This window comes from Devosia subaequoris, assembly GCF_014197055.1.
In the GTDB taxonomy this organism is placed as follows: domain Bacteria; phylum Pseudomonadota; class Alphaproteobacteria; order Rhizobiales; family Devosiaceae; genus Devosia; species Devosia subaequoris.
On the sequence record NZ_JACIEW010000001.1, the window covers coordinates 760,957 to 773,693 of the forward strand.

The following is a 12,737-nucleotide window of genomic DNA, read 5'->3' on the forward strand; positions in this document are numbered from 1 at the left end:
CCAAGACGCTCTTCGACATAACCGACGTCCAAGGTTGGGCGTCAACAGGCAAGGCCGCCAACAGGTGCGACGTGATCCCATGCGGATCGTCGGCGCGTCGGTTGGCGGTCTTTTTTGTTTTCCAGATTGGAGCCCCAAGCGGATGGAAAAACTGGTTGTCATAGGTGCAGGGATGGCTTCTGGCCGCGCCCTGGAACACATTTTCGAGGAAGCCCCGGGCCGGTTCGACGTCACGCTGTTCGGCGCCGAGCCGCGTGGCAATTACAATCGGCTGATGCTCTCCCCGGTCCTGGCCGGAGAGAAGGCATATGAGCAGATCATCACCCATGACGCTGAGTGGTATCGGGAGCACGGCGTGCAAACCCGGTTCGGCGAAACCGTCACCGGTATCGATCGAGCTCGCAAGGTGGTCATCTCGGCGGGCGGGGAAACGCCTTATGACAAGCTGATCGTCGCCACCGGCTCGGCACCCTTTATCATTCCCCTGCCCGGCAAGGATCTGCCCGGCGTGATGGCCTTCCGCGATCTCGATGACGTCAACCGTATGGTCGAGGTCTCCAAGCGCACTGGCTCCAAAGCCGTGGTGATTGGCGGGGGCCTGCTGGGCCTCGAGGCCGCTGCCGCGCTGAATGCCCGCGGCATGGAAGTGGTGGTGCTGCACCTGATGGGCCATGTGATGGAACGACAGCTTGATCCGGCTGCCGGCTATCTCCTGCAGCGCGATCTGGAAGCCCGCGGCATCAAGGTACACTGCAAGGCGCAGACCAAGGCCATTCTCGGTGAAGAGCGGGTCGAGGCCGTAGCGCTGGAAGATGGCACCGTTTATGGCGCCGATATCGTGGTGATGGCCGTCGGCATCCGCCCCGAGACGCGCATCGCGGTCGATGCGGGCCTGCATGTCGAGCGCGGCATCGTGGTCAATGACCAGATGGTCACCTCGGACCCCGATGTGCTGGCGCTGGGCGAATGCGTCGAGCACGAAAAGATCGTCTATGGCCTGGTTGCCCCGCTCTATGACCAGGCCAAAATCCTCGCCAAGACGCTGGCCAAGGTCGACGCTGCCTTCCGCCCGGTGCAGACCGCGACCCAACTCAAGGTGACCGGCGTTTCGGTCTATTCGGCCGGCGATTTCGCCGATGCCGAGGACCGCGAGGAGATCGTGCTGCGAGATGCCAATTCAGGCATCTACAAGCGCATTGTGCTCAAGGAGGATCGCGTTATCGGCGCCGTGCTCTACGGTGAAACCGCAGACGGCCCCTGGTTCTTCGACATGATCCGCAAGGGCACCGATACGCGGGACATGCGCGCCACACTTATCTTTGGTCAGGCCTACCAGGGGGGAGCCGCGCTGGACCCTATGGCGGCCGTTGCAGCCTTGCCGGATGATGCAGAAATCTGCGGCTGCAACGGTGTCTGTAAATCTGCGATCACCGGCACGATCGCATCCAAGGGCCTGACCGATCTCGATGGCGTGCGCGCCCATACCAAGGCCTCGGCCTCGTGTGGCTCGTGCACCCATCTGGTCGAAAAGCTCATGGCCATCACTCTGGGCGACAGCTACAACCCGGCTGCCGTCAAACCGATGTGTCCCTGCACCGAACATGACCACGGCACCGTCCGTCGCCTGATCGTGGCCAAAGAACTCAAATCCATTCCCGCGATCATGCAGGAATTGGAGTGGAAGACCAGTTGCGGCTGCGCCAAGTGCCGCCCGGCCCTCAACTACTATCTGGTGGCCGAATGGCCAGGTGAATATGAGGACGATAACCAGTCCCGATTCATCAATGAACGCGTGCACGCCAATATCCAGAAGGATGGCACGTATTCGGTGGTGCCGCGCATGTGGGGCGGCATGACCAACCCCAAGGAATTGCGCGCCATTGCCGATGTGGCCGACAAGTTCGCCATCCCCGCAGTGAAAGTCACCGGCGGGCAGCGTATCGACCTGCTCGGCGTCAAGAAGGAAGACCTGCCCGGCGTCTGGGCCGATCTCAACGCCGCCGGCATGGTATCGGGCGCCGCCTATGCCAAGGGGCTGCGCACGGTCAAAACCTGCGTCGGTTCGGACTGGTGCCGCTTTGGCACCCAGGATTCGACCGGCCTAGGCGTGCGGCTTGAAAAGTTCATGTGGGGCGCCTGGACCCCGGCCAAGGTCAAGCTCGCGGTCTCAGGCTGCCCACGCAACTGCGCGGAAGCCACCTGCAAGGATATCGGCGTGATCTGCGTGGATTCGGGCTACGACATCCAATTCGCAGGGGCTGCGGGCCTCGACATCAAGGGCACAGAATTGCTCTGCCATGCCGATACCGAGGACGAGGCGCTGGAGATCATCGTGGCCCTCACCCAGCTCTATCGCGAGCAGGGGCACTATCTCGAGCGCATCTACAAATGGGCCAAGCGCGTCGGCAATGACAGCATCAAGGCTGCGGTGGTCGACGACCTCGACAAGCGCAAGCTCTATTACGACCGCTTCGTTTATGCCCAGCAATTCGCCCAGGTCGACCCCTGGGAAGAACGCGTCAATGGCAAGGACGCCCATGAATTCGCCGCCATGGCCGAATTCGGGCTTCCGGTGGCAGCGGAGTGATCGCCATGACCGAATGGATCGAATTGGGCAGTGTGACTGCCATCCCCCCGCGCGGTGCTCGCTGCGTCAATACCCCTTCAGGCAAGATCGCTGTCTTTCGCACCGCCGAAGACCAAGTCTATGCCATCGAGAACCGCTGCCCGCACAAGGGCGGCCCGCTCTCGGAGGGCATCGTGCATGGTGCATCGGTGACCTGCCCGCTGCACAACTGGGTTTTTGACCTCGCCACCGGCGAAGCGCAGGGCGCCGACGAGGGCCATGTGCAAACCTACCCGGTCAAGGTCGATGGGGGCGTCATCTACATTGCCCCGGATGTGCTGATGCAGATGGCGGCGGAGTAGGCATGGTGGAGCATAATACGGTTCGCACCACCTGCCCCTATTGCGGTGTCGGCTGCGGCGTGCTCGCCACTCCACAGCCGGACGGCCACGTGACCATTGCCGGCGACCCGGACCACCCGGCCAATTTCGGGCGCCTGTGCTCGAAAGGGTCGGCGCTGGGCGAAACCCTGTCACTCGATGGGCGCCTGCTGCATCCGGAAATCGCTGACAAAAGAGTCACCTGGGACCAAGCATTTGACGAGGTAGCCAACCGCTTCAAGCAGACCATCAGCGAACATGGCCCCAGTTCGGTTGCCATTTACGGCTCTGGCCAACTCCTCACCGAGGACTATTACGTGGCCAACAAGCTGATGAAAGGCTTTGTCGGCTCGGCCAACATCGACACCAATTCGCGGCTCTGCATGGCCTCCTCGGTGGCCGGCCACAAGCGCGCTTTTGGCTCCGACACCGTGCCGGGAAATTACGAGGACCTCGAACAGGCCGATCTTATCGTGCTGGTCGGCTCAAACCTGAGCTGGTGCCACCCGGTACTCTATCAGCGCATTGTTGCCGCCCGCACCGCGCGCCCGGACATGAAGATCGTGCTGATCGATCCGCGCCGCACCGTTTCCGCCGACATTGCCGAAATACACCTGCCGATCGCGCCCGATGGCGACAGCGCCTTGTTCGTCGGGCTGCTGGCCCATCTGGACCAACAGGGCATCACCGACAGCGACTATGTGAGTGCCTATACTTCCGGCTACGAAGCGGCACTGCTCACCGCCGAGGACTGGGACATTGCTGGGGTCGCGGAAGCGACGGGACTTTCACCGCTGTCCATCGCGCGTTTCTACGATCTCTTCGCCCGCACCAAGAAGGTCGTTACCGTCTATTCGCAGGGTGTCAACCAATCCGCTGCCGGCAGCGACAAGGTCAACGCCATCATCAATTGCCACCTGGCCACCGGGCGGATCGGCAAGCCGGGCATGGGACCCTTTTCGGTCACCGGCCAGCCCAACGCCATGGGCGGACGCGAGGTGGGGGGCCTCGCCAATATGCTCGCCGCCCATATGGACTTCACGCCCGATGCGATTGACCGGGTCGCTCGCTTCTGGGGCAGTGGCAGCGTGGCCCAAGGTCCGGGCCTCAAGGCAGTCGACCTGTTCGCCGCCATGGCGCGGGGCGAGATCAAGGCGGTGTGGATCATGGCCACCAATCCGGTGGATTCCATGCCCGAGGCCGATATTGTGCGCGACGCGCTCAAGGCCTGCCCCTTCGTTGTTGTGTCAGACATGAACCGGCATACCGACACCATGGAGCTGGCCCATGTGCGCCTGCCCGCCGCCGGCTGGGGCGAAAAGGACGGCACGGTAAGCAATTCGGAGCGCCGCATTTCGCGCCAACGTCCCTTCCTGCCCCTGCCCGGCGAGGCCCGGCCGGACTGGTGGATCATCAAGGAGGTGGCCAAGCGGCTCGGCCATGGCGCCGCCTTCAGCTATTTCAGCCCGGGCCAGATCTTTGCCGAGCATGTCGCCTTGTCGGGCTTCGAGAACAGTGGCAACCGCGATTTCGATCTTTCCGGCCTTTCCGGCGCCGACTACGAAACCATGACGCCGGTGCAGTGGCCGGTGCGTTCAAAGCCCACCGCCCGCATGTTTGGCGATGGCAAGTTCTTCACCCTCGATGGCAGGGCGCGCTTCCTGCCGATCCAGCCACCACCGCCCTTTGCGCCGGCACCGGGCACGTTCATTCTCAATACCGGCCGGGTGCGCGACCATTGGCACACCATGACCCGAACCGGCAAAGCCGCCCGCCTGTCTGCGCACATGGCCGAGCCCTTCGTCGAAATCCACCCTGCTGATGCCAGCGCGATGGGCATCAGTCGCGCCAATCTGGTGCGACTGAGCAATGGTCATGGTAGCGCTTTGGTGCGGGCGCTGGTCACCGACCGGCAGCAGAGGGGCCAGCTTTTCGTGCCGATGCACTGGACCGATCAGTTCGCCAGCAATGGCCGCGTCGATGCCCTTGTCACGGGCAAGACCGATCCGGTTTCAGGACAGCCAGCGCTGAAGATGGCGCAGGTTCATGCCGAGCCGGTCGGGGTGCGGCTCTATGGCTTTGTGGTTGCGGCGCAGAAACCAGCGCTTGCCACCGACTATTGGGCCATGGCCCCGGCGCATAATGGCTACCGCGCCGAAATTGCCTTGTTCGAGGAGCTGGCGAACTGGTCCGATTTCCTTGCCGACACTTTCGGCACGGACGCGGTATTTCAGTCCATCCGCGACGAACGCTCTGGGCGCCGTGCCTTCGTGCTGATCGAGAACGGTCGGCTCTTGGCCGCGCTCTATACTTCGCCCGATCCGGTGCTGGTCTCCCGCCAATGGGCGGTGGACCTGCTTTCCGAAACCGAATTGACCGCGTCGATCGTGCTGGCGGGCCGCCCCGGAGCCGACCGGCCCGAGGGCGGTGCGATCGTCTGCTCCTGCATGGGCGTGGGCATCAACACCATCACCGAGGCGGTAACCCGCCACGGCTGCACCAGTGTCGAAGCGGTTGGCGCCCTCACCCGCGCCGGCACCAATTGCGGCTCCTGCCGCGCCGAAATCAGGGGGATTGTCGATGCAAACCGTCTCATCGCAGCAGAGTAACAAGCGCATAGCAGAGCTCGCCGTTCTGCCCGTCTTCTTCGACCTGCGCGGCAAGCGGGTCGTGGTCATCGGCGGCGGTGAGCCGGCCGCCTGGAAGACCGAACTGCTGGCAGCAGCCGGGGCGCAGGTGGATGTTTATGCGGAGGAGGTTTGTGAGGAGCTGTCGGCTCTTGCGTCAACCTCCATCATCCTCCACCCCCGCCCCTGGACCCCTGACGATCTCGAAGGTGCCGCCCTCGCCATTGCCGATATTGAGGATGACGCGGAAGCCCATGCCTTCATCGCCGCCGCCAAGGCCCTTGCGGTTCCGTACAACGTCATCGACCGGCCCGAATTCTGCCAGTTCCAGTTCGGGGCCATCGTCAACCGGTCCCCGGTCGTGGTCGGCATCTCCACTGCCGGTGCAGCGCCCATACTCGGGCAGGCCGTGCGCCGCCGGATCGAAACACTGCTGCCGCAGACATTGACGCAATGGGCGCTGTTGGCCGCGAAGCTGCGCGGAAAAGTTATGGATCAGTTGGCCGCCGGGCCGCAGCGCCGCGCCTTCTGGGAGCGTCTGGCCGACCGGGCGTTTGGCAGTCGTGCACCCGACGCCAGTGACGAAAACATCAATCTTCCCGCCGCCTCAGCCGCCGGTCGAGTGACGCTTGTTGGCGCTGGGCCGGGCGATGCCGAGCTCTTGACCATCAAGGCCGTGCGAGCGCTGCAATCGGCCGATGTGATCCTATTCGACGATCTGGTCTCATCCGAGGTGCTCGAACTGGCCCGCCGCGAGGCCAAGCGCATGCTGGTGGGCAAGCGGGCCCAACGCGAAAGTTGCGCCCAGGACGAGATCAACGCGATGATGCTGAGCCTCGCGCGACAGGGCAAGCACGTGGTGCGCCTCAAATCCGGCGACCCGATGATCTTCGGCCGCGCGGGTGAGGAGATCGAAATGCTGGAACGCCACGGCGTTGGCGTGTCCGTGGTTCCGGGCATTTCGGCGGGGCTGGCGCTTGCCAGCCGGCTGGGCGTCTCGCTGACCCATCGCGATCATGCTCAGTCGGTGCGCTTCGTAACCGGGCATTCGCGAAAGGGTGTTTTGCCCGATACGCTGAACTGGGCGGCACTGGCCGATCCCGCCACTACTTCGGTCTATTATATGAGCCGTCGCACCCTGCCCGGCATTGTCACCGAGCTTTCCGCCAGGGGCATGAGCCTTGAAACGCCGGCGATCATCGCGGGGAGCCTGGGGCGTGCTGACGAACAAATCTGGCGCGGAACGATTGGCGAGGCCGTCAACGCGGTGGAGGCTTTTCCCCTTTCGGCGCCGACAATCTTTGCGGTGGGGGATGCTCTCTCCATGAAGCGCGCGCACGTCACTTCAGACCCTTGGAATTTATCCCAATACACTGACAGTATTGGGATAATACACTCTTGATTAACCAAGAAAGTGCACTTTGCCTTCACCACAAAGGAGGCCAATGTGCGCAAAATTAACAATATTTTCACAGCAGTATTTATCACCGCAACATGTGTGTCGGGCGCACAGGCCGCTGACCTCTGGCAGGACTATCCGCCGGTCATCGATAAACCCGGCCAGACCACGGACTGGAGCGGCTTTTACGCAGGTGTGTTTGCTGGCTATGGCGGCGGCCGGGCCACCAGCACGGGCGTTGTGTCAGGCAATGTGACCGATGTGGACGTTCGTGGCGGCCTGCTTGGCGCAACAGTTGGCGCCAATGCCCAGTTCGACAATTTCGTTCTCGGCCTGGAAGGCGATCTGGCCTGGACCGACGTCAATGGCAGCGCGACATGCGTTGGCAATCCGACCTTTGATTGCAATGGCACGCTCAATTGGCTTGGTTCTGGCAAGCTGCGCGGCGGCATGGCCTTCGACAGCCTGCTGCTGTTCGGTACGGCCGGTGTAGCAGCCGGCGGCATCACTGCGTCGGTCAACCCTGTTCCCGGCGGGGCCACCGGCAGCTTTTCGTCCACGGTGTGGGGCTGGACGGTCGGTGCGGGCGCCGAATACGCTGTCAGCGACGCCATCAGCGTCAAGGCGGAATACAGCTATTACGACTTCGCTTCGGTCAATGCGCCGATCAATACCATTGCAACGGGTGGCTCGACCGATATCAAGTCTAACGCGCACGTTGCCAAGCTGGGCCTCAACTACCGGTTCTGACGCTTAGCGCAAATCCACTGACACGGGCGGCCATCGGGTCGCCCTTTGCGTTCGTGCACGTGCGGCCAAGCCTCACTTCATCCAGAACACCGGCTTGAGGTCCACCGAAATCGGTTCATTCTTGTCATTGGTCGCCATGATGTCGGCCATATGGGCCCACCAACGCCGCATGATCTCGGTGCCTGGCAGGTCCGCCATGGTGTGGTCGACGCGACGCCAGAGCACACCAAAGAGGGTGTTGGTCTCTTCATCGAGATGGATGGAATAGTCCTTCACCCCGGCCTCGTGCAGCAGGTCGACCAGTTCGGGGAAGATCTCGTCATGGCGCTTCTTGTATTCGGCGGCCATGCCGGGATTGAGCAGCATCTTGAAGGCGTGTTTTTCATAGCCATTGTCCACGATCATGCGCGGCGCTCCCGGATCATGCGGAACAATATGGGCAAGGCGATCACCACGATCAGCAACGAGCCGGTGAAGATGGTCATCACGATGCCCGGCACGTTGAGCAGGCCGAGGCCAAAAGTGACAAGGCCAATAATCAGTGCCGCCAGCACCACACCGATGATCGAGCCGGCGCCGCCCAGGATCGAAACGCCGCCGAGCACCACCATGGTCACCACATCGAGTTCGAAGCCCTCGGCGATGGATGGACGGGTCGAGCCCAGCCGCGCCGTGAGCAGAATGGCGGCGATGCCGCTCATCAGCCCGGTCAGGCAGAACAGCACGAACTTGACGCGGTCGACACGGACGCCGGAGAAGCGCGCGGCCGTCGCATTATTGCCGATAGCAAAAACCCGGCGCCCGAAATTGGTGCGGTGCAGCAGCACGTAGAAAATCACCGCCGCGACGAGGAACAGCACCACCTCGAACGAGATCACCCAAAACACGTAACCCTGGCCGAACCAGGAAAAGCTTGCGGGATAGCCCTTGAAGCTCTGGTCGCCCAGAATGATGAAGGCGATGCCGCGGAACAGGCTCATCGTGCCGATGGTCACCACGATGGAGGGGAGTTTCAGCCCGGTCACCAGAAAACCGTTGAAGGCGCCGCAGAGGATGCCAACGCCGATGCCCACCGCTACCAGCGCCGGGGTGTCCGCGCCATATTGCAGCGCCAGCCCCATCAGGGTCGAAGCCAGGGCGATGATCGAGGCGACCGAAAGATCGATTTCTCCCGAGATAATCACCAGCGCCATGGCCAGGGCGATCAACCCCTTTTCCGTGAAGTTGAAGGTGAGGTCGGATAGACTCCAGGCATTGAGGAAATAGGGCGAGGCAAAGCTGTTGGCGATGAAGATTCCCAGCGCCACGAGAACCAGCAGGCTCTCCCAGCTCAGCACTGCGGACTTGAATGGGTTATCCAGCCGGTTCGGCAGGCGACGGCCATTTGCAGTTGCGTCGGTCATGCCGCCACCTCGGCTTTCTTGAGAATGATACGTCCCTTGCTCCGTTCGCCACGAGCGTTGAGCACCACGGCAAGCAGGATGGCCGCGCCGGAAATGGCCATCTGCCAGAAGGGCGAGACGCCGATGACTGGGAGGGCGTTGTTGACGACACCGAGGAACAGGGCGCCAAGCAGCGCACCGCCCACAGTACCGATGCCGCCGGCAATCGAGACCCCTCCGATGACGCAGGCCGCCACGATGGTCAGTTCATAGCCGCCGGCCACTTCCACCGAAGCAATGACGTAGCGCGAGATCCAGAGATAGCCGCAAAGCCCCGAAATGGCGCCCGAGAGCACAAAGGCCAGGAATTTGGTGCGCCCCACATTGATGCCGGTATAGACCGAGGCAGTCGGATTGACGCCAATGGCATAAAAGGCCCTGCCCCAGTGTGTGCGGGTCATCAAGAGGTAAACCAGTGCTGCCACGACGATGGCGAACCAGCTCAATATCGGCAGACCAAGGAAGCTGCCGCGCTGGAGTTGGATGAAATCGGTGCTCATCTGCGCGGCGTTGACCCAGGCGCCGCCCGAAACGACGAAGACCAGACCACGGAAAATGGTCAGCGTGCCCAGAGTCACCACGATTGGCGGAATATCAAGCTTCCAGACCAGAATGCCGTTGAATGCGCCCAGCGCCGCGCCCACCACGACGCAACCGGCGATCAACAGCGGAATGGGAATGAACGGAAACGCCGCGTTGGTCATGGCCACCAGCATGCCGGTCAGCGCCAGGTTCGAGGCCATGGACAAATCGATGGAGCGGGTCAGGATAACCGCCATCTGCCCCAGCGCCAGCATCATCAGGATTGATGTGTCGTTGAAAATCGTCAGCAGATTGCCCGGTTGCGAGAAACGGGGAAAACGCAGGGTCACCAGCACGATGACGGCGAGAATGGCCAGCGCCAGCCAGAGTTCACGGGATTTCAGGAGCCGGTTCATGCGGCCTTCTCCTCAACGATGCCCGCAGCCAGGCTGACCAGCGTTTCGGGCTGCAGATTGTTGTTTTCGAGGGTGTCGACCACCAGGCCTTCGCGCATCACGACGATGCGGTCGCTCATGCCGAGGACTTCGGGCAGTTCGGATGACACCATGATAACCGAGAGACCCTGGGCCACCAGTTCGCCCATGAACTCGTGCACGGCGGCCTTGGAGCCGATATCGATGCCCTTGGTGGGTTCATCGAGAATGATCACCTTGGGCAGGGTGGCGAGCCATTTGGCGATCACCACCTTCTGCTGATTGCCGCCCGAAAGGGTGGACACATTCTGGCTGAGCGAGGACGCGCGCAGGTCGAGCCGCTCGGTATAGGTGCGAGCCAGCGCGTATTCTTCGGCCATACGCAGAAAGCCGGAGCGGCTGGTCTTGTCGAGGCTGGGCAGCGAGACATTCTTGAAGATCGGCTCGCCGGTAATGACCCCCTGCTTGCCGCGTTCTTCGGGTACATAGACGATGCCAGCGCTGACCGCGTCGGCTGGGGATTTCGGAGTGATTGTCTGCCCCTCGAGCACCATTGTGCCGGCCGAGGGCTTTGTCATGCCGAACACGGCCTGCATCACCTCGGAGCGCCCTGCCCCCACCAGACCATAGAAACCCAAAATCTCACCCTTCCTCACAGAAAACGAAACATTGTCGAATTCGGTTGGGTGACTGAGGCCAGTGACCTCCAGCACGGTGTCGCCAATCGTTGCCTGGCGGGCGGGGAAAATCTGTTCCACCGAGCGCCCGACCATCAGCTTGACGATGTCGGCCTGCGGCGTGTCCTTGATGAAGCCCTTGCCCACCTGCTCGCCATCGCGGAACACGGTGTAGCGGTCGGCAATGCGATAGATTTCATCGAATTTGTGCGAGATGAAGAGGATGGCTTTTCCATCCTTTTTGAGGAGCTCGACAAGGACATAGAGTTCCTCGATTTCCTTCTGGCTGAGCGCCGCGGTTGGCTCATCCATGATGACCACCTGGGCGTCGACACTGAGCGCGCGCGCCACAGCCACAAGATGCTTCTTGGCGATCCCCAACTCCTTCAAGGGCATGCCCGCATCGATGCCGGCGGCCATGCTGTCGAGCGTTTCCTGCGCCTCGCGCCGCATCTTGCCCCAGTCGATCATGCCAAAGCGGTTCTTCGGTGCGTGCCCGAGATAGATGTTCTCGGCAACGCTGAGCTCATCGAACAGCACGGTCTCCTGGTGGATCGCGGTAATGCCGGCGTCGGACGCGGAGATTGCCGTGGGAAGGGTCACAGGCTTGCCGCCCACCCGAATTTCGCCCGCGTCCGGCTGGTAGATGCCGGTCATGGTCTTGACCAGTGTAGACTTGCCGGCCCCGTTCTCACCGATCAGCGCCGTCACCTCGCCGGGATAGAGCTCCAGCGAGACTTCATGCAGCGCCCGCACGCCGGGGAAGCTCTTGGATATGCCTGATAAAGTCAGGATGGGGTCAGTCATTCTTTTGGTCCTTGGCGTCGCAATGGCGCAGGCGCTTGATCCGGTCCCCTCTCCCTTTGCGGGAGAGGTTAGGGTAAGGGGGCCTTCCGTGCTTCTGGAAAGGCCCCCTCACCCGCCGCTTCGCCTCGAGGATCAGTAAATCTTGGAGAACTCTTCGATGTTGGATGCGTCGAACTGGAACGGCGCAGCCATGGCGGCCGAGTTGGTGTCGTCCAGGGTCACTTCGCCGACCTTGCCGATGGAGAAGGTTGCGCCGGGAGCGGCTTCTTCGCCTTCAACCAGAGCATTGGCCAGATAGACCGCCGAATAGCCCAGATCGATCGGGTTCCACAGAGCCACGGCCTGGCTGGCGCCATTGTCGATGAACTGCTTGAACTCGGACGGCAGGGCCAGGCCGGTCACATTGATCTGGCCGATCAGGTCCTGGTCGGTCACGACCTGGGCAGCCGCCACGACGCCGACGGTGGTCGGGGCGATGATGGCCTTGAGGTCGGGGTGTGCGGCGATCAGGCCGCGAGCCTCTTCGGTCGATTTCACCGAGTCGTCATCGCCATACACCACCGAAACGAGGTTGATGTTGGGGAACTTCTCAGGAATGGCTTCCTTGGCAGCTTCAATCCAGGCGTTCTGGTTGGTTGCGGTCGAGGCGGCCGAGAGAATGGCAACATCGCCGCCCTCGGGCAGATAGTCGGCGGCCAGCTTGATGATGGTCTCGCCGATCAAGTCGATGTCAGAGGGGTTGAGGTGAATCTGGCGGCCTTCGGGGGCAACGCCGGAGTCAAAGCTCACCACCTTGATGCCGCGCTGCATGGCGCGCTGCAGCACCGGCACCAGGGCGTCCGGATCATTGGCCGAGATGGCGATGGCATCGACCTGCTGGGCGATCAGCGAGTTGACGACTTCGATCTGGGCTTCAGCCGTGGCCGAGGTCGGACCGGTATAGATCACTTCAACGTCGCCGAGTTCCTCGGCGGCATCCTGTGCGCCCTTATTGGCGGCGTCGAAGAAGCCATTGCCCAGCGACTTGACGACCAGCGCGATGCGGGTCTGTGCCATGGCCGGCGTGGCCAGCAGCACGGCAGCGGTGGCCGTGGCGGCCAGCAGTTTCCAGAGTTTCATTTTGTCCCTCCCGG

At 62.3% G+C, this 12,737-nt stretch carries 10 protein-coding genes; 5 read left to right on the forward strand and 5 right to left on the reverse strand.

All coding sequences use genetic code 11. From position 1 onward, the window contains the following. The first annotated feature begins 142 nt into the window (after positions 1-142). From nirB to GGR20_RS03640, 5 genes are read left to right on the forward strand one after another with little or no spacing between them, the layout of a single operon-like run. On the forward strand, positions 143-2,587 hold the full coding sequence (nirB, locus tag GGR20_RS03620) for a nitrite reductase large subunit NirB (protein WP_183309832.1): 2,445 nt from the start codon (positions 143-145) through the stop codon (positions 2,585-2,587). A gap of 5 nt (positions 2,588-2,592) precedes the next feature. Then, positions 2,593-2,928: a nitrite reductase small subunit NirD gene (nirD, locus tag GGR20_RS03625; RefSeq protein WP_183309833.1), complete on the forward strand. Its 336-nt coding sequence runs from the start codon at positions 2,593-2,595 to the stop codon at positions 2,926-2,928. A 2-nt stretch (positions 2,929-2,930) separates the two neighbouring features. After that, positions 2,931-5,555 carry a nitrate reductase gene (locus GGR20_RS03630; protein WP_183309834.1) on the forward strand — a complete coding sequence of 875 codons (2,625 nt, stop codon included), beginning with the start codon at positions 2,931-2,933 and terminating at the stop codon, positions 5,553-5,555. After that, positions 5,527-6,975: a siroheme synthase CysG gene (gene cysG / locus GGR20_RS03635; protein WP_183309835.1), complete on the forward strand. Its 1,449-nt coding sequence runs from the start codon at positions 5,527-5,529 to the stop codon at positions 6,973-6,975. Before GGR20_RS03630 ends, cysG begins: the two co-directional genes overlap by 29 nt. 45 nt (positions 6,976-7,020) lie before the next feature. Continuing rightward, positions 7,021-7,722 carry an outer membrane beta-barrel protein gene (locus GGR20_RS03640; protein WP_183309836.1) on the forward strand — a complete coding sequence of 234 codons (702 nt, stop codon included), beginning with the start codon at positions 7,021-7,023 and terminating at the stop codon, positions 7,720-7,722. A gap of 72 nt (positions 7,723-7,794) precedes the next feature. On the opposite strand, the gene rhaM is transcribed toward GGR20_RS03640, so the two are convergent. The 5 genes from rhaM to rhaS all read right to left on the reverse strand — a co-directional run bounded on the left by rhaM (position 7,795) and on the right by rhaS (position 12,723). Next, the gene (rhaM, locus tag GGR20_RS03645; protein WP_183309837.1) at positions 7,795-8,127 is read right to left on the reverse strand and encodes an L-rhamnose mutarotase; all 333 of its coding nucleotides are present in this window, start codon (positions 8,125-8,127) and stop codon (positions 7,795-7,797) included. Then, complete coding sequence (locus GGR20_RS03650; RefSeq protein WP_183309838.1) at positions 8,124-9,125, reverse strand: ABC transporter permease; 1,002 nt, start codon at positions 9,123-9,125, stop codon at positions 8,124-8,126. Before GGR20_RS03650 ends, rhaM begins: the two co-directional genes overlap by 4 nt. Next, positions 9,122-10,102 (reverse strand): ABC transporter permease, encoded by a 981-nt coding sequence (locus tag GGR20_RS03655; RefSeq protein ID WP_183309839.1) that lies wholly within the window; start codon positions 10,100-10,102, stop codon positions 9,122-9,124. The genes GGR20_RS03650 and GGR20_RS03655 overlap by 4 nt, the downstream gene beginning before the upstream one ends. Next, on the reverse strand, positions 10,099-11,604 hold the full coding sequence (locus tag GGR20_RS03660; protein ID WP_183309840.1) for a sugar ABC transporter ATP-binding protein: 1,506 nt from the start codon (positions 11,602-11,604) through the stop codon (positions 10,099-10,101). The genes GGR20_RS03655 and GGR20_RS03660 overlap by 4 nt, the downstream gene beginning before the upstream one ends. A 132-nt stretch (positions 11,605-11,736) precedes the next feature. Then, positions 11,737-12,723, reverse strand: coding sequence for a rhamnose ABC transporter substrate-binding protein (gene rhaS / locus GGR20_RS03665; protein ID WP_183309841.1), 987 nt, complete (start codon positions 12,721-12,723; stop codon positions 11,737-11,739). Positions 12,724-12,737: the final 14 nt, after the last annotated feature.